This window comes from Agrobacterium sp. CCNWLW155, assembly GCF_036888815.1.
Classification (GTDB): domain Bacteria; phylum Pseudomonadota; class Alphaproteobacteria; order Rhizobiales; family Rhizobiaceae; genus Agrobacterium; species Agrobacterium radiobacter.
This window is the reverse complement of sequence record NZ_JBAKFW010000009.1, coordinates 177,068-194,599: the sequence shown is the minus strand read 5'-3', so window position 1 is coordinate 194,599 and position 17,532 is coordinate 177,068. Positions and strand designations below refer to the sequence as shown.

17 protein-coding genes and 2 riboswitches are annotated in these 17,532 nt (G+C 59.5%); of the genes, 13 read left to right on the top strand and 4 right to left on the bottom strand.

The genetic code is table 11. The features are described 5' to 3' along the window. The 5 genes from V6S97_RS29225 to V6S97_RS22680 form a co-directional block, all read left to right on the top strand. On the top strand, positions 1-159 hold a 159-nt coding region (locus tag V6S97_RS29225), incomplete at its 5' end, for a biotin/lipoyl-containing protein (RefSeq protein ID WP_442886092.1). Between the two features lie 129 nt (positions 160-288). Then, the gene (locus V6S97_RS22695) at positions 289-1,089 is read left to right on the top strand and encodes a DeoR/GlpR family DNA-binding transcription regulator (RefSeq protein WP_334427771.1); all 801 of its coding nucleotides are present in this window, start codon (positions 289-291) and stop codon (positions 1,087-1,089) included. A gap of 12 nt (positions 1,090-1,101) precedes the next feature. Then, positions 1,102-2,292, top strand: a complete 1,191-nt coding sequence (locus V6S97_RS22690; protein ID WP_003505136.1) for an MFS transporter — start codon at positions 1,102-1,104, stop codon at positions 2,290-2,292. A gap of 120 nt (positions 2,293-2,412) precedes the next feature. After that, the gene (gene ispG, locus V6S97_RS22685) at positions 2,413-3,663 is read left to right on the top strand and encodes a flavodoxin-dependent (E)-4-hydroxy-3-methylbut-2-enyl-diphosphate synthase (RefSeq protein WP_003505135.1); all 1,251 of its coding nucleotides are present in this window, start codon (positions 2,413-2,415) and stop codon (positions 3,661-3,663) included. 66 nt (positions 3,664-3,729) lie between these two features. Then, positions 3,730-4,392 carry an OmpA family protein gene (locus V6S97_RS22680; protein WP_003505133.1) on the top strand — a complete coding sequence of 221 codons (663 nt, stop codon included), beginning with the start codon at positions 3,730-3,732 and terminating at the stop codon, positions 4,390-4,392. 32 nt (positions 4,393-4,424) lie between these two features. On the opposite strand, the gene V6S97_RS22675 is transcribed toward V6S97_RS22680, so the two are convergent. After that, positions 4,425-5,339, bottom strand: a complete 915-nt coding sequence (locus tag V6S97_RS22675) for a polyprenyl synthetase family protein (RefSeq protein WP_111794296.1) — start codon at positions 5,337-5,339, stop codon at positions 4,425-4,427. Between the two features lie 137 nt (positions 5,340-5,476). On the opposite strand from V6S97_RS22675, the gene mtgA reads away from it, so the two are divergent. Continuing rightward, complete coding sequence (gene mtgA, locus V6S97_RS22670) at positions 5,477-6,223, top strand: monofunctional biosynthetic peptidoglycan transglycosylase (protein ID WP_020010807.1); 747 nt, start codon at positions 5,477-5,479, stop codon at positions 6,221-6,223. Positions 6,224-6,238: 15 nt separating this feature from the next. On the opposite strand, the gene V6S97_RS22665 is transcribed toward mtgA, so the two are convergent. Beyond that, complete coding sequence (locus tag V6S97_RS22665; RefSeq protein WP_080866479.1) at positions 6,239-7,258, bottom strand: aldose epimerase family protein; 1,020 nt, start codon at positions 7,256-7,258, stop codon at positions 6,239-6,241. 176 nt (positions 7,259-7,434) lie between these two features. Continuing rightward, positions 7,435-8,361: a homoserine O-acetyltransferase MetA gene (metA, locus tag V6S97_RS22660; RefSeq protein ID WP_003505125.1), complete on the bottom strand. Its 927-nt coding sequence runs from the start codon at positions 8,359-8,361 to the stop codon at positions 7,435-7,437. 83 nt (positions 8,362-8,444) lie between these two features. After that, positions 8,445-8,521, bottom strand: a riboswitch (SAM riboswitch). 90 nt (positions 8,522-8,611) lie between these two features. Between metA and V6S97_RS22655 the strand changes: the two genes are divergently transcribed. From V6S97_RS22655 to V6S97_RS22625, 7 genes are all read left to right on the top strand, one after another. Next, a complete protein-coding gene (locus V6S97_RS22655; RefSeq protein ID WP_003505123.1) occupies positions 8,612-9,265 on the top strand; it encodes a thiamine diphosphokinase in 654 nt (217 codons plus the stop codon). A gap of 4 nt (positions 9,266-9,269) precedes the next feature. Then, positions 9,270-11,096 (top strand): ABC-F family ATP-binding cassette domain-containing protein, encoded by a 1,827-nt coding sequence (locus V6S97_RS22650; RefSeq protein WP_060725359.1) that lies wholly within the window; start codon positions 9,270-9,272, stop codon positions 11,094-11,096. A gap of 97 nt (positions 11,097-11,193) precedes the next feature. Then, a complete protein-coding gene (locus V6S97_RS22645) occupies positions 11,194-11,586 on the top strand; it encodes a VOC family protein (protein ID WP_003505120.1) in 393 nt (130 codons plus the stop codon). A 45-nt stretch (positions 11,587-11,631) separates the two neighbouring features. Continuing rightward, positions 11,632-11,742, top strand: a riboswitch (TPP riboswitch). A gap of 37 nt (positions 11,743-11,779) precedes the next feature. Further along, positions 11,780-12,793: a thiamine ABC transporter substrate binding subunit gene (gene thiB, locus V6S97_RS22640; RefSeq protein WP_060725360.1), complete on the top strand. Its 1,014-nt coding sequence runs from the start codon at positions 11,780-11,782 to the stop codon at positions 12,791-12,793. A 19-nt stretch (positions 12,794-12,812) separates the two neighbouring features. Continuing rightward, positions 12,813-14,438 (top strand): thiamine/thiamine pyrophosphate ABC transporter permease ThiP, encoded by a 1,626-nt coding sequence (gene thiP / locus V6S97_RS22635; protein ID WP_334427770.1) that lies wholly within the window; start codon positions 12,813-12,815, stop codon positions 14,436-14,438. After that, complete coding sequence (locus V6S97_RS22630; RefSeq protein WP_003505116.1) at positions 14,435-15,151, top strand: thiamine ABC transporter ATP-binding protein; 717 nt, start codon at positions 14,435-14,437, stop codon at positions 15,149-15,151. Before thiP ends, V6S97_RS22630 begins: the two co-directional genes overlap by 4 nt. A gap of 307 nt (positions 15,152-15,458) precedes the next feature. Beyond that, positions 15,459-16,919 (top strand): M48 family metalloprotease, encoded by a 1,461-nt coding sequence (locus V6S97_RS22625; RefSeq protein ID WP_035212849.1) that lies wholly within the window; start codon positions 15,459-15,461, stop codon positions 16,917-16,919. A 12-nt stretch (positions 16,920-16,931) separates the two neighbouring features. Here the strand turns inward: V6S97_RS22625 and V6S97_RS22620 are convergent, their stop codons facing one another. After that, on the bottom strand, positions 16,932-17,528 hold the full coding sequence (locus V6S97_RS22620; RefSeq protein WP_334427773.1) for a TetR/AcrR family transcriptional regulator: 597 nt from the start codon (positions 17,526-17,528) through the stop codon (positions 16,932-16,934). Positions 17,529-17,532 lie beyond the last annotated feature (4 nt).

Here is a 17,532-nt window from a genome sequence, read left to right as displayed (position 1 = left end):
GGTCAGGAGGTCAAGGCCGGTGACGTGCTGCTCTCCATCGAAGCCATGAAGATGGAAACCGCGCTTCACGCCGAACGCGACGGCAAGATCGCGGAAGTTCTGGTGCGCCCCGGCGACCAGATCGATGCGAAGGATCTGCTGATCGCTTACGCCGAATAAAAGCCGTTCGAATCTCTCATTACACAGTCAGACGCCCGTCTTTTTCGGCGGGCGTTTTTTATTGCGCTTCGGTGGAAACTCGAATATGCATGTTCGTGCACGTTTGTTCCTGTTTATGCATGAGTCTCCATGAGTGATCATTTCGTCAGCGAGCGGCAGGCGCTTATCCTCGCGCAGCTACGGCAAAGCGGCCGTGTGCTGGCGCAGGATCTTGCGCAGAACTTCGGCGTTTCCGAAGATACGGTGCGTCGTGACCTGCGTGAGATGGCGGCCCGCGGGGAATGCCTGCGCGTTTATGGCGGGGCGCTGCTTTCCGACAGCAAGACGGTGCCACTGAAGACGCGCATTGCCGAGGATGCGGACCGCAAGGCCATGCTGGCGCGTGCCGCTGTCCCGCTGCTTGAACCCGGCATGGTCGTCTTCATCGATGCCGGCTCCACCAATCTCGCCATCGCACGCGCGATCCCTGCCGGTCTCAACCTGACAGTGGTGACGAATACGCCAGCCATTGCCGCCGAACTGACGGGGCGGGCCAATATCGATCTGGTGCTGATCGGCGGAAAAGTCGATCCGGCTGTAGGTGCGGCTATCGACGCCATGGCGCTTCGGCAGCTCGAACTGATGCGGCCCGATCTTTGCATTCTCGGTGTGTGCGGCGTTGCGGCCGAGACGGGTCTGTCGGCGGATGTTTTTGAAGATGCGGTGTTCAAGCGGCTTGCCTGCAGCGCCAGCCAGCGGATCGTCGCAGCGATTACCACGGAAAAGCTCGGCCATAAGGCTGCTTTCCATGTGTATGATTTTTCTCCACCTCTTTCCCTCGTGCTGGAGCAGGATGCCGACCGCGTATTCGTCGAGGCGCTGTCGGCAAAGGGCGTACAGATTCATTGCGGCGATGAAGACGCCGCCCGATTTTCCCACGGTCAAGTCTGAAGGATATTGCCGATGAATGGCCCCACGACATTTTCGCCGACAGGCATGCGTTCGTCCTATCTGACACGGCACAGGCTGGGCGTTTCCCTGTTGTTCCTGATGAATGGTTTCATGATGGGGTCATGGGCGCCCAAGATTCCGGAATTTGCGGCGCGTCTTTCCCTCAGTGAAAGTGCGCTCGGCCTCATCATTCTGGTCTTCGGCATCGGCTCGCTGGTTTTCATGCCCATTGCCGGTTCCCAGATTGCCCGTTTCGGCTCGCGCACGGTGAGCCTCGTCACCGCCGCGATCTTTCTGCCGACGCTGCTTTTCATTTCCTGGGCCGGCACGGTGTGGGCGGGGGTGATCGCGGTATTTCTGTTCGGCGGGCTGACGGGGGCGATGGATGTCGCCATGAACGCCAATGCCGTGGCGGTGGAGCGTGATATGCGTCGCGCCATCATGTCGTCGTGCCATGCCTTCTGGAGCCTCGGCGGTCTGATCGGCGCTGGTCTTGGCGGTTATCTCATCACGGCGATCGGTGTGCAGGGGCATGCCGTTGCGTTGACGGTCATCGCGCTGGTGTTGCTGGTCATTGCATGGCCGCGGGTTCTCGCGGATCGCCCGCATCCTGAGGAGGAACGCCCGAAAGGCGGCCTGCCGCTGACGCCGCTGCCCTGGATCATCGGCCTGATGGCGTTATTCTCGATGATTCCGGAAGGCGCCATCCTCGATTGGGGTGCCCTTTATCTGCGCAACGAACTGGGCGCTTCCGTCTCGCAGTCCGGTTTCGCTTTCGCGGCATTTTCCATGACCATGGCGATCATGCGGTTTGCCGGCGATCTGGTGCGTGACAGGTTCGGGGCGGTCCGAACCCTGCGTTTCTGCTCGGTCATGTCGATCACCGGTCTTCTGATTGCCGGCCTTGCGGGAAATTCCACTTTCGTGATTATCGGTTTCGCCATTGCCGGTATCGGTATTTCCAACATGGTGCCGATCGCCTTTTCGGCGGCGGGCAATATGCCGGGACTGGCGCCTGGCATCGGCCTTTCGGTCGTCACCACCATGGGTTATTCCGGCATTCTGGTAGCGCCCTCGGCGATCGGCTTCATCGCTGAACATACCGGTCTTGCCAGCGTGTTTCTCGCTCTGCCGCTGCTGCATGTGGTCGTTCTGCTACTTTCACGGCTCGCCCGGCATGCTGATGGTGCGGGCAAGGAATAGGCGTCTCGAATTTTGCCATGATTGCGGTAAAGTAGAAGCTCCAGCGCGTTGGGTGTTGACAAGGAGGCCCCCTTGTTTCACCTCAATTGCCAGACCTTGCCGCAAGCTCCAGAGACCGCCATGACGTCACATGCCGATTACGATCCGAAGCCCCGCCGCGCATCCGTCGCCGTAGACGTGGGCGGTGTCATCGTCGGTGGCGGTGCGCCCGTCGTCGTGCAGTCGATGACCAATACCGATACGGCTGACATCGACGCCACCGTGCAGCAGGTGGCGGCGCTTTTCCAGGCCGGTTCGGAAATGGTGCGCATCACCGTCGACCGCGATGAGAGCGCTGCCGCCGTGCCGAAAATCCGCGAGCGGCTGCTGCGTCTCGGCATGGATGTGCCGCTGATCGGCGATTTCCATTATATCGGTCACAAGCTTCTCGCCGATCACCCTGCCTGTGCCGAGGCGCTGGCGAAATACCGCATCAATCCCGGCAATGTCGGCTTCAAGGACAAGAAGGACAAGCAGTTCGGCGAGATCGTCGAAATGGCGATCCGATACGACAAGCCGGTGCGAATCGGCGTCAACTGGGGGTCGCTCGATCAGGAATTGCTGACGACCCTGATGGACAAGAACAAGGAGCAGGGCTTCCCTCTCTCCGCCCGTCAGGTCACGCGCGAGGCGATCGTGCAGTCGGCGTTGATTTCCGCCGAGCTTGCCGAAGAGATCGGCCTGCCACGTAACCGCATCATCCTGTCGGCCAAGGTCAGCCAGGTGCAGGACCTCATCGCCGTTTATTCGATGCTGTCGGAACGCTCCGACCACGCCCTGCATCTCGGTCTCACCGAAGCGGGCATGGGCTCGAAGGGCATCGTCGCTTCATCCGCCGCCATGGGTTACGTGTTGCAGCATGGTATTGGCGATACGATCCGCGTTTCGTTGACGCCGGAGCCGAATGGCGACCGCACCCGCGAGGTACAGGTGGCGCAGGAATTGCTGCAGGTCATGGGTTTCCGTCAGTTCATTCCGGTCGTTGCGGCATGTCCCGGCTGCGGGCGCACCACGTCCACCGTCTTCCAGGAACTTGCCCAGAATATCCAGAACGATATTCGCAAGAACATGCCGATCTGGCGTGAGAAATATCCTGGTGTCGAGGCGCTCAATGTCGCCGTCATGGGTTGCATCGTTAATGGCCCCGGTGAAAGCAAACATGCCGATATCGGCATTTCGTTACCCGGAACCGGCGAAAGCCCCGCAGCGCCCGTCTTCATCGACGGAGAGAAGGCGCTAACCCTGCGTGGACCCAATATCGCCGCCGATTTTGAAGCGCTTGTGATCGATTACATCGAAAAGCGTTTTGGCCGGAAAGATGCGGCGGAGTAAAGAGTACCGTGAAAAGGCCGGAATTCCACTGTCATACCTCCTGAACCTCTCGGAGCATAAAAACACATGATCAAAAAAATCGCGATCGTCGCCCTTTGCGGGACCTATCTTTCCGCCTGCACCACCACCGATCCCTATACGGGTGAGCAGAAGATGTCGAACACCGCCGGCGGTGCCGGCATCGGCGCCGTGGTCGGTGCTCTGGGTGGTCTGGCTGTCGGCGGTTCGCCGACCGGTCGCCGCAATGCCGCGCTTATCGGCGCGGGCATCGGCGCGCTCGCCGGCGGCGCTATCGGCAATTACATGGATGGTCAGGAAGCCGAGCTTCGCGCCCAGCTTCAGGGAACGGGTGTTTCGGTTACTCGCCGCGGCGACAGCATCGTTCTCAACATGCCGTCGAACATCACCTTCGCGACGGACCAGGATCAGGTCATTCCGCCATTCTACCCGACGCTCGATTCTGTCGCCATCGTGCTGAACAAGTTCAACCGCACGCTCATAGACATCAACGGCCACACCGATTCCACCGGCAGCCTGCAGCATAACCAGGCGCTTTCCGAGCGTCGCGCCGCATCGGTTGCGAATTATATCGGCGCGCGCGGCGTCGACCAGCGCCGTATTTCGACGCTCGGCTTCGGCCCGTCGCAGCCGATCGCCTCGAATGCAACGTCTGACGGTCGCGCCCAGAACCGTCGCGTCGAAGTGCTGATTTCGCCGCTCAAGGGCTGATTGGATGATGGAAAGCTGAGAGGGAAACCGGCTTAGCTTTTCCGTTCAGCGATGAACCTAGCGGCCGCGATGAGAATCGCGGCCTTTTCACCATAGGGAGCCATCAGTTCCGCAGCTTCCGCCACCTGCTCCTGCAGCTTGCGGCGCGCCCAGTCTTCGCCGCGCAATGCCACGAGCGTTCCCTTGCCGCGCGCGGCATCCTTGCCGGTCGCCTTGCCCATGGTGGCGGCGTCGGCCGTCAAATCCAGAAGATCGTCGGCAAGCTGGAAGGCGAGGCCGATCTTTTCGCCGAAGTGACGCAACCTTTGCCTTTCGGAAACATCGCTTCCGGCGATGATTGCGCCCGCTTCGCAGGCAAAACGCAGCAGTGCGCCAGTTTTCATAGCTTGCAATGTAATGACGCCGGCCTCATCCGGCGCTGTCTTTTCAGCAGCGAGATCGAGGGCCTGGCCGCCGGCCATGCCGCCGATGCCCGCTGCGCGGGCAAGCGAAAGCACGAGCGCGGCCTTGCGTTCGGCCGCGAGCGGATTTTCGTCCGAGGCGATGATATCAAAGGCAAGCGTCAGCAGGCTGTCGCCGGCGAGAATAGCGGTCGCCTCATCGAATTTGCGATGCACCGTCGGCTGGCCGCGGCGCAGGTCGTCGTCGTCCATGGCCGGCAGATCGTCATGAACAAGCGAATAACAATGGAGGCATTCCAGCGCGGCGCCAACATAATGGGCAGCTTCGGCATTTCCGCCCGCAAGGGCGGCACTTTCGATGACGAGGAAGGGTCGCAGGCGTTTGCCGCCGTTCAGCACGCCATGGCGCATGGCGTCGAGCAGGTTTTGCGGGCGCGTGATCTCGTCTGCGCGTGCTTCGCCGGAAAGCAGGCGGCCAAGCAGGGCTTCGGTTTTAGCCGCGTTTTCGCGCAGCTTCGTTTCGAAATTTGTCATCGCAGCGTCCATGCCGCGCTCTTTGGCATGCCGCGCGAATGCAGGCAAACCTTTTCGTGATTCCAGAGGCGCAACTATTTGACCGGACTCGCCTTGAAGGCGGCAATGGACTATGAAAGGCTTCAACTGGTGCGGGGCTTTGACGAATATTGAGCAGTACGCCTGAAAGCGACGCAGATTACGCCGTGCTGGCGGAAGACCGGAGCAGTCCGAAGGTGGATTTTCGCACGTTGGCAAAGCGCATCATCATGACCTTGCTGGCTTTGCTGATCCTGCCCTATCTGCTGATCCCGGTCTATGCACTGCCGTTTTTCCGGCCGGTCTCGACGCTGATGCTCGCCGATCTGGTGACCTTTCAGGGTTATGACAGACGCTGGGTGCCGCTCGAGGATATTTCCCCGCGCCTTGTTCAATCGGTGATGATGTCCGAGGACGGGCAATTCTGTTTCCATGGCGGCGTGGACTGGAACCAGATGCAGTCCGTGGTCAGCAATGCGCTCGACGGGGCCTCCACCCGTGGCGCGAGCACCATTCCGATGCAGACGGCCAAGAACCTGTTCCTCTGGAACGGCCGCTCTTTCCTGCGCAAGGGGCTGGAATTGCCGCTGGCGATCGCCGCCGATTTCGTCTGGTCCAAAAAACGGATGATGGAGATTTATCTCAACGTTGCCGAATGGGGACCTGGCATCTACGGCATTGAGGCCGCAGCACAGCACCATTTCAAGGTGCCGGCCGCAAAGCTCAGTTCCCGCCAGGCGGCGCTGCTGGCTGTTTCACTACCTAATCCCATCGACCGCGTCGCCAGCAAGCCGGGACGCGGATTGCAACGGCTTGCCGGCCTTATCGAGCGTCGCGCTCGCGCCTCCGGCGGCTATGTCGGCTGCGTGCTGGACTGACCCTAGCGCGCTGGTTCAGCCTTTCTTGAAAATATAGTCGGTTTCCTGACGCAGCGTTTCGCCCGGCCGCAGGATTGCATGCGGAAAATCCGGGTGATTGACGGCGTCTGGCCAAATCTGCGTTTCCAGGCAGAAACCCGCAAAGGGGCCGTAGTGACGGCCATCGAGGCCGGGAACCGGGACGTCCAGTTTAAAGGCCGAATAAAGCTGTACACCGGGTTCGGTGGTGTGAACCTCAAGAGCGATATCGGAGGCCGGCGAATAGGCGCGGGCGACCTTGCGCTTGGCGCGACGTTCGGGCGAAAGGCAGAAATTATGGTCGTAGAGGACCTGCTCGCCATTCTCCTTGCGCCGCATCGGTGTTGTCTGGCGAAGGTCGAACACGGTTCCTTCGACGGAGCGGATTTCGCCCGTCGGTATCTGCTTGTCGTTGGTGGGCAGGTAGAAGTCAGCAGCGATGCTGATCTCATGCCCAAGTGCGGTATCTGCCCCATCGAGATTGAAATAGGAATGCTGGCAGACATTGGCGATGGTCGGCTTGTCGGTCACCGTTTCATAGACCACCGAAAGCACACCGCCGTCGAGGATCGTATAGGTGGCCGTGACCGTGCAATTGCCGGGATAACCGGCGCGGCCATCGGGATCGATTATCTGCAGAATCGCATGGCTTTCGCCATGTTCCATCAGCATCCAGTTGCGTTTGCCCATGCCGTCGCTGCCGCCATGCAGATGGGTTACGCCCTTTTCGTTCAGTTCCAGCTGGTATTCGTGCCCGTCGATCGAGAACCGGCCGTCACCGATACGGTTGGCGTTGCGGCCGGGGGTGGCGCCGAAATAGGAGGAATATTTGTAATCCTCGAACTTGTCGAAGCCGAGCACGAGCGGCGGCTGGTGGCCCTCAAGACGCAGATCCTGAATGACGGCACCCCAGGTGATGACCTTGGCCGTCAGCCCGCCTTTCGAGATGGTGACGCGTTCGACTTTTTCGCCGGTCGCCGTGAAACCGAAATTCTCCCGTGCCGCCTCGTCGCCCATAACATCATTCTCCCGGTTGCCATGAATTGCCGGCGGACGTTGCGTCATTTTCCGGCAATTCGCAATCCCGCAATTCAAAGCATGTCTCCCAAAAGTGTCCTGCGGTTTTGGGACAAAGACATGCTTAAAACAAAGAAGAAAGCGCGTCGCATGCGTTTGACCAAACGCGACGCGCTTTAAGCGGCCAGTTGCCCGATGGCTTCTAGATCATAGGGCGTCGTCTGGTATATCTCGTTGATCCAGTTGCCGAAAAACAGATGGGCATGGCTGCGCCAGCGGTTGAGCGGGGCAAGTTCCGGGTCGTTGTGCGGAAAATAATCATGCGGCAGCTTGATGGGCACGCCGGCATTCGCGTCCCGGAAATACTCGTCCGAAAGCGACGTCGAATCATATTCGACATGGTTGAACATATAGAGCCGGTTGCCCTCCTTCTCATGCACCAGACAAACGCCCATTTCCTCTGACTCCATCAGGATTTCGAGTCTCGGATGTTTTTCGATATCGGCGCGGCGTACTTCAGTCCAGCGCGAGACAGGAACCTGGAAATCATCCGAAAAGCCGTTCAGGTAGATCGACGAGGGGCAAAGATTGCGGTGACGATAGACCCCGAAAGCCTTTTCCTTCAGTTCGTGCTTCGGCACGCCATGGAAATGATAGATGGCGGCCATCGCCCCCCAGCAGACATTCAGCGTCGAATGGACATTGGTCTGCGTCCATTCGAAAATCTTCTGCATTTCGTTCCAGTAGGTCACGTCTTCATAGGCCAGCGTCTCCACGGGGGCACCGGTAATGATGAAACCGTCAAACTTGCGGTGGCGCACTTCCTCCCACGTCTCGTAGAAGGACAGGAGATGCTCTTCCGGCGTGTTCTTGGCGCGATGGCCGCCGATCCGCACCAGCGACAGTTCCACCTGCAGCGGCGAAGCGCCGACGAGGCGTGCCATCTGGATTTCCGTCTTGATCTTGTTCGGCATGAGGTTGAGAAGCCCGATCTGGAGCGGGCGGATATCCTGCCGGATAGCAGCCGTTTCGGTCATGACCCGCACGCCCTCGTGAACGAGGGTCTCAAAAGCGGGAAGCGTATCGGGAATCTTGATCGGCATGTCGAACTCTCTTTTCCGGATCACGTAAAGAACGTTGCGAAAACAAAAAAACCGGCAGCGAAATCGCGACCGGTCCCAGGAAATTGCCTTTTTCCTCGACCCTTTAGCGACTTCTTTAAAGTGGCTGCAAGCCGGTCGGCAAATCACCACTGAGGCGTTTCATAATCCCGAAGCCGGCGAAAATCAATATAGGCTGATTTCATCGGGGTTTCGGCTTTCCATTTTTGGCCGAGGTGCGGTAAGGCAGGGCATGGATAAAGAGCGTTTCACCATTCTGCTTGGCGGCGATGTCACGGTGACCGATCGTCTGAAAGAGGCGGTCGCGGATAGCCGTGTGATTGCGGCCGATGGCGGCATGCGCCATGCCCGGCCGCTTGGCCTTGCGCCGGAGCTGTGGGTCGGGGATTTCGATTCCGCCAGCAAAGAGTTGCTGGACGCCTGGCCAGATGTGGCGCGGCAGCCGTACCCGGCCGCAAAGGCGGTGACGGATGGCGAGATCGCGGTATCGGAAGCTCTCTCCCGTGGAGCGCATTCGCTGGTGCTTGTCGGTGCGCTTGGAGGCGAGAGAAGCGACCATGCGCTGCAGCACCTTCTTTACGCGGTGGCGCTGGCCGAACGTGGTATCGACGTTACGCTGACGTCAGGTGAAGAAGAGGCCCGGCCGCTGCTTCCCGGTTTGCTGGATGTCGATCTGCCGCCCGCTTCGCTGTTTTCTGTTGCCGGATTTACCGCCCTTGCGGGGCTTGATATCGGCAATGTGCGTTATCCGCTGAAGGATTTCGCGCTTGCTTTCGGCTCCTCCCGCACTATTTCCAATGTCGCGAATGGCGGCCCCGTGCATTTCTCGCTGAAAAGCGGAAAAGCCATCGTGCTCGCCCGCCCTTATGATCTGACCGGAGCCTGACACCTTGGCACCCCCAATTTTGAAACTCGATGACATCAAGCTGACCTTCGGCGTGACCCCGCTGCTCGATGGCGCCAATCTCCAGGTAGAGCCGGGCGATCGCATCTGCCTTGTCGGGCGCAACGGTTCGGGCAAGTCGACGCTGATGAAGATCGCTGCGGGTCTCGTTGAAGCGCAGTCGGGTGAGGTTTTCCGGCATCCGTCCGCGACCATCCGTTATCTGGAACAGGCGCCGGATTTCAACGGTTACGACACCGTGCAGGCCTATGCCGAGGCTGGGCTCGGACCCGGCGACGATCCCTATCGCGTCACCTATCTTCTTGAGCATCTCGGCCTCACGGGGCAGGAACATCCGGCAAGCCTTTCCGGCGGTGAGGCGCGACGTGCGGCCCTTGCCCGCGTGATGGCGCCGGAACCTGATATCCTGATGCTCGACGAACCCACCAACCATCTGGATCTGCCGACCATCGAATGGCTTGAGAGCGATTTGCAGCAGAGGCGCAGCGCGCTGGTGCTGATTTCGCACGACCGCCGTTTTCTCGAAAAAGTCTCGACTTCGACCGTCTGGCTCGATCGTGGCCAGTCCCGCCGTCTTAATCGCGGCTTTGCCCATTTCGAGGAATGGCGCGACAAGGTGCTGGAAGAGGAAGAGCTGGAGCAGCACAAGCTCGGCAAGGCCATCGAACGCGAAGAACACTGGATGCGTTATGGCGTGACCGCGAGACGCAAGCGCAACATGCGCCGCGTCGGTGAGCTTCAGGCCATGCGCGCGGAATATCGCGGCCATAAGGGGCCGCAGGGCACGGTGCAGGCGACCGTCACCGAAGGGCGCGAATCCGGCAAGCTGGTCATCGAGGCCGAGGCCATCACCAAGGCCTACGGCGAGCGCGTGATCGTCGCGCCGTTTTCGCTGCGTGTCCATCGCGGGGATTGCATCGGCTTCGTCGGCCCCAATGGCGCCGGTAAAACCACGCTTCTGAAGATGCTCACCGGCCAGCTTGAGCCCGATAGCGGCATGGTGAAGCTCGGCACCAATCTGGAGATCGCGACGCTCGACCAGAAACGTGAGGATCTCAATCCCAACGATACGCTCGCGCATTATCTGACCGATGGTCGCGGCGAAAACCTGCTGGTCAACGGCGAATTGAAGCATGTGACGGGCTATATGAAGGATTTCCTGTTCCAGCCGGAACAGGCCCGTACGCCGATCCGCAACCTTTCCGGCGGCGAGCGCGCGCGCCTTATTCTGGCACGCATCCTGGCGCGGCCGACCAATCTTCTGATCCTCGATGAGCCGACCAACGATCTCGATATCGAAACGCTCGATCTTTTGCAGGAAATCGTCGCTGGATTTTCCGGCACGGTCATTCTCGTCAGCCACGACCGCGATTTCCTTGACCGCACCGTCACCTCCACCATCGCCCCGGTCAATCCGGACCAGCCGGATGGACGATGGATCGAATATGCCGGTGGCTATTCGGACATGATGGCGCAGCGCAAGGGTGCTGCGGAAGAAAAACGCAAGGCTGAGAAGCAGGAAAAAGCGAAGGCCGCACCTTCGGCCTCCGCGTCGCAGGATCCTTCAAAGGCCAAGGGCAAGCTTTCCTTCAAGCAGAAATTCGCGCTCGAAAATCTTCCGAAGGAGATGGAAAAGGCGCAAGGCGAAATCGCCAAGCGCGAGGAGCGCATGGCTGATCCTAATCTCTTCACCAAGGATCCGGCCACTTTCAACACGCTGGCGAAGGAAATGACGAAGCTGCGTGAAAAGCTCGAGACCATGGAAGAAGAATGGCTGGAGCTGGAGATGCTGCGCGAGGAACTGGAAGGCTGAAGGCCGCAGGCCCCTCGTTTGATCGCCCCCTCCTTCGGTCTTTGACAGAAAAGCGGAATTGCCGTTCTATGCCGGTTCGTTTGGAGGAGTTGTGAAAATGCGCATGATTTTCGTCAATCTGCCGGTCAAGAATATCGAGAAATCAAGAAGCTTCTTCACGGCTCTCGGTTTCAGCTTCAATCCGGAATATTCTGACGACCGCACGCTCTGCATGATCGTGGAAGAAAACATCTTCGTGATGCTTCTTCAGGAAGGGCGTTTCCGCGATTTCATCAACGGCGACATCGCCGATGCGACGCGCACCACCGAGGTTCTGACGTGTCTCACGGCGGGAAGCCGCGACGAAATCGACCGGATGATCGCAACGGCGCTTGCCTCCGGTGGCAGTGATTGGAAACCCGTGCAGGATCACGGCTTCATGTATGCCGGCAGCTTTCAGGATCCCGACGGGCACGTCTGGGAGCTGGTGCATATGACGGAGCAGGGCTGACGGCGGCCATCTTGCCAAGCAGTGACGACGGGACTACACCATCATCTTGATCTAACGGGGTGTCTTTTGCGCTTGCGTGCAAAAGGCTGAGAGGCTTGCCAACCCGAAGAACCTGATCCGGTTCATACCGGCGGAGGGATTAGACGGCTTCAAGGCAGGCGGCTATTTCCCTTTTTGTTTTGAGGAGATACCCGTGCGCCGTCGTCTTTTCCTGAATTCCCTTGTTGCCGCTTCGCTGTTCCTGCCCGGTCTTGCCGCCGCGCATGACAAGCAAGAATTGACAGTCTATACCTATGAGAGCTTCGTTTCCGAATGGGGTCCCGGTCCCAAGGTAAAAGAAGCTTTCGAGAAGGTCTGCGGTTGCACGGTCAATTTCGTCGGTGTTGCGGATGGTGTGGCGCTTCTTAACCGTCTGAAGCTTGAAGGCGCAGGGTCCAGGGCGGATGTGGTCGTTGGTCTCGACACCAATCTTGTTGCCGAGGCGAAACAGACCGGTCTTTTTGATGTCAGCGGCGTCGATGCGTCGGCCGCCAAGGTGCCGGGCGGTTACAGGGACGATGTTTTCGTGCCTTACGACTACGGGCATTTTGCCGTCATCTATGACACGCAGACGGTGAAGAACCCACCGGCGAGCCTGAAAGAGCTGGTGGAAGGCGACCCCTCGCAGAAGATCGCCATTCAGGACCCGCGCACCTCCACGCCGGGGCTCGGCCTGCTGTTGTGGGTAAAATCGGTCTACGGTGACAAGGCCCCGGAAGCATGGGCAAAGCTCAGGAAGCGCATTCTCACCGTCACGCCGGGCTGGTCGGAATCCTACGGCCTTTTCACCAAGGGGGAGGTGCCGATGGTGCTCTCCTACACCACCTCGCCCGCCTATCATATGGTCGCCGAAAAAACGGATCGTTATCAGGCCGCGGCTTTTTCCGAAGGGCATTATATCCAGATCGAAGTGTCCGGCCTTCTCAAAAACGCGCCGCACAAGGAGCTGGCAAAGCAGTTCCTCGCTTTCACGCTGACATCAGGTTTTCAGGATGCCATTCCGGAAAACAATTGGATGATGCCGGTTGCGGCAACGTCCAATCCCTTGCCGGAGGCTTTTTCCAAACTCGTGGTGCCGCAGAAGACTTTCCTGATGGATCCGGAAGAGGTGGCGAAGAACCGCAAGGCGTGGATCGATGAATGGCTCGCGGCCATGAGCATGAATTGAGGAAGAGGCACGCCCGCACATGATGCTGCGTCGCGATTATCGGCGATCGATCATTTTCGGAACGGCGGCTTTTGCCGCCGTTTTCCTATTCATGGCGCTCGCCGTTGCGGCCCTCCTGTCTTTTGATGCGGGCGCGTCTGCTGCCGGTATCATGGATGCCTATACGCTGCGCATCCTGCGTTTCACGCTTTATCAGGCAACGCTTTCCCCCCTTCTTTCCATTGTTCTTGGCCTGCCGGTGGCGCTGGCGCTTTCCCGGCGACGCGAGTTTCCGGGAAGGATCTGGATCATCAGGCTGATGGCGGTGCCGATGGGTCTGCCTGTCATCGTTGGCGCCTTCGGCATCATCACCATCTGGGGCAGGCAGGGTGTTTTGAATACGGCCCTCGTTTTTGCCGGTGCGGATGAACCTTTCAGCATTTACGGCCTTTCCGGCATCCTTATCGCCCATGTGTTTTTCAATCTGCCGCTTTCGGTCCGGCTGATGCTGGCCGGGCTTGAACGTATTCCAGGCGAATATTGGCGCATGGCGGCAAGCCTCGGCATGGGGCCGGTCTCGGTTTTCCGTTTTATCGAATGGCCGGCGGTCGCGCGTCTCGTTCCCGGCATTGCCGGGCTTATCTTCATGTTGTGCGCCACCAGCTTCACGCTCGTGCTTCTTTTAGGCGGCGGGCCGGCAGCCACGACACTGGAGGTGGCGATCTATCAGGCGCTGCGGTTCGATTTCGATCCGCAGCGGGCGATTGCGCTTTCGGTTTTGCAGATTGCCCTCACCGCAATTCTGCTCGGCCTTCTCGCCTTTTTGCCGTCGCCCGAAGCGGAAATCCCTTCGCTTGGTCGTTCCCTTCGCCGTTTCGACGGCAAGGGCGTCGGCGCCCGTTTGTGGGATGGGGCGGCCATTGTCTTCGCTATTCTGCTGATCGGCCTGCCGCTTGTCGCCATAGCTGTCTCGGGTTTGAGTGCCGATCTGCCGCGTCTTCTGTCTGCGCCGATTTTTCTGCGCGCGGCGGCGACCAGCCTTGCAATCGCCGCGCTTTCCGCAGCCCTTGTCGTGCTCTGCTGCATGGCGATCATCGGCGCGCGCCAGGCGGTAGGCTCCAGACGGCAGGTGGGGCAGCCTCTGCGCTTGCTCTCCGCCATGCTTGGGGCGGGGTCTTCGTTGGTGCTCTTGGTGCCGCCTGTCGTGTTGGGAAGCGGGTGGTTCCTGTTATTGCGGGTTTTCGGTGATGTCAGCTTCTATGCTCCCGTTCTCGTGGCGCTTATCAATGTGTTGATGGCTTTGCCGCTTGCCATGCGGGTGCTGGAGCCGGCCTTCACCAGTCATTTTTCACGCACCGGCCGGCTTTCCGCCAGTCTCGGGCTTCAGGGCCTCACGCGGCTGCGGTTTGCCGATCTGCCGGTTCTGTGGCGGTCGCTGGCTATGGCGTTTTCATTCGCCATGGCCCTGTCGCTCGGCGATTTAGGCGCGGTTGCCCTGTTCGGCTCGGAAAATTTCGTCACCCTGCCGTGGCTGGTCTATAGCAATATGGGCAGCTACCGCACCAATGATGCCGCCGGTTATGCCTTCCTTCTCGGCATCGTCTGCCTGCTGCTTGCCGCAGGCGGCGTTTCACGGCAGTCCCAATCAGCAAGGGCGAGCATATGACAGGCGATGATTTTGCCGTTGAACTGGACAAGGTCAGGCTACGGCTTGGAACACAGGATTTCGAACTTGATTGTTCGTTCCCTAAGGGGCAGATAACCGCCGTTGTCGGGGCATCCGGCTCGGGAAAATCCACGCTTCTCAATCTCGTCGCCGGTTTCGAGGAACCGGATTCCGGGCGCGTGATGATCGGCGGGCAGGACATGACCGCGCTTGATCCTTCGGAAAGACCGGTCTCATCAATCTTTCAGGATAATAATCTTTTCGCCCATCTCGATATCTTCACCAATGTCGCTCTCGGTGTCAGCCCCGGGCTGAAATTGCGGGTGGAAGACCGGCAAGAGATTGAGATGGCCCTCGTCCGTGTCGGTCTTGCGGGTTTCGACAAACGCTTGCCGGGCACGCTTTCCGGTGGAGAAAGACAGAGGGCGGCGCTGGCGCGCGCGCTGGTCAGGAAAAAACCTGTCATGTTGCTCGACGAACCTTTCGCGGCACTCGATCCGGGATTGCGGGCGGGCATGACCTCCCTGCTTCTCGACTTGCACGCCGAAACAAAAAACACGGTGATTATTGTCACCCACCATCCCGAAGACATAAAGAAGCTGGCGCAGCGGGTGGTGTTTCTTGAACGCGGCCGTGTTGTCTATACCGGTTCGACCGCAGATTTCTTCGCCACACAAAATGTGAAGGCGGTCGACAGTTTTCTGAACGGGTGATCGCCTTATTTTCGACGCGTGCCGCTGGCAATCGCTTTAGATGACTTCAATGGCGCTAATTTGCACTTGCCAGTTTCAAGTTGTTGCCCGAGAAAAGATGGGAATTATTGCGTTCTTCAGGAATATTCCGGACTTGATGGATCGTTTTTACCGTTTTGGCATTCATCGCCCGTTGGGGCGAATCTGTTATTCTGGTCTGCAATTAACGGATGATCAGGAACGTTAGGGGCAGGCATAGAGAATGAGAAATAGCATGACTGCACAGTGGAGGCTCTTCTCCCGTTCAGGCCTTCGCCGTTCGGGCAGGATGGTTGCCGCCTGTTCCGTGCTGACAGCGTCTGCGGTGTTCCTGTCGTCGTGCCAGTCTCTCTTCAGCCCGGCCTACCAGTCCACCTTGCGTCCCTCGGATAATCCGCAGACCGTGGAAGAAGTGCAGAAGAATGATCCTCGCGCCCAGATGGGTGCGCGCGAGCATCCGCGCATCGTGGCGAGTTATGGCGGCGAATATCGTGACGCCAAGACGGAAAGGCTCGTCGCCCGCATCGCCGGCGCGCTGACGGCGGTTTCGGAAAATCCGCAACAGTCCTACCGCATCACCATCCTGAACTCGCCGGCCATCAATGCCTTTGCGCTGCCGGGCGGATATCTTTACGTGACGCGTGGGCTTCTGGCGCTTGCCAACGATGCTTCGGAAGTGGCTGCCGTGCTTTCGCATGAGATGGGCCATGTCACCGCCAACCATGGCATTGAACGCCAGCGCCGGGAAGAGGCGGAGGTGATTGCCAGCCGCGTGGTTGCCGAGGTTCTGTCGAGCGATCTCGCCGGCAAGCAGGCGCTTGCGCGCGGCAAGCTGCGGCTCGCGGCCTTTTCGCGTCAGCAGGAATTGCAGGCGGACGTGATCGGCGTGCGGATGCTGGGCGAGGCCGGTTATGACCCCTTTGCCTCGCCGCGTTTTCTGGATTCCATGGCGGCCTATGCGCGGTTTTCCTCGGCCGATCCCGAAAACGACCAGAGCCTCGACTTCCTTTCCAGCCACCCCAACACGCCGCAGCGTATCGAGCTTGCGCGCCGTCATGCCCGCGCCTTCGGCCAGGACGGCCAGGTCGGGGATCGTGGTCGCGAGTGGTTTCTGGACGGCATAGACGGCCTGCTTTATGGCGACAGCCCGCAGGAAGGGTATGTCCGGGGCCAGACATTCCTGCACGGAACGCTCGGCATTCGTTTCGATGTGCCGGAAGGTTTCGTCATCGACAACAAGGTTGAGGCCGTTCTGGCGACGGGGCCGGGCGATATGGCCATCCGCTTCGACGGCGTCGCCGATCCGAAACAGACAAGCCTTGCCAATTATCTGACCAGCGGCTGGGTTGCCGGCCTGTTGCCGGAAACCGTCAAGGAAACCCAGATCAACGGTCTGGAGGCTGCGACGGCGCGGGCAAGCGCGGATAAATGGGATTTCGACGTGACCGTCATTCGCGTTGGCCAGCAGATATTTCGTTTCCTGACGGCCGTGCCGAAGGGCAATACCCAGCTCGATTCCATCGCCAACACATTGCGCACCAGCTTCCGCAAGATGACGCCGCAGGAAATAGCCTCGCTGAAGCCGCTCAGGGTGCGGGTGGTGACGGTGAAGCCCGGTGAAACCGTGGCGACGATGGCGGCGCGGATGATGGGAACCGACCGGAAGCTGGACATGTTCCGCATGATCAACGCCATGAGCGCCACCGCCACAATCCAGCCCGGGCAACGGGTGAAGATCATTTCGGAATAAGCTTGCGGCCTCCTATTCGCCGGTTGCCTGCGACAGGTAGGCGTGAACCAGTGCGATCATTTCCCGCCTGACTTTGGGCGACTGCAGCTCTCCGCGGCGGGCGGCATTGTGAATGATGCCGTCAATGGCATCCGATACGATCCGCGCTGCGGTTCCGCTTTCGACCTTTGAACCGGCTGTCATATGTGCCGCGATCGCTGCCGCATAGAGACCGAGATATTCCTGTTCGAAAGCGCTGTTGGGATCGTTCGTTCCTTGGTGGCTCGGCGCATCATCCAGAAGGACCTTGTGAAGGCCGGGATGGATGCTGTGGACCCCGATCATGCCGGTCACGAGTTCTTCCACGAATTTGGCGAGCGATTGCCGCTTTTGCGCGATGCTCTTCATGATGGAGAGACAGTCCTCGAGGTGACGATGGCGCACCGCTTCCACGATCGAAACCTTGTCCGGGAAATATTGATAGAGCGAGCCGATGCTGACCCCGGCCGTTTCGGCGACCCTGTTCGTGGTAAAACCCGCCCAGCCGTGATCGCTTAAAATGCGAGCCGCCGCGTGGATGACGGCATCGACCGTGGCCCTGGAACGCTCCTGACGCGGCTCCTTGCGCATCTCG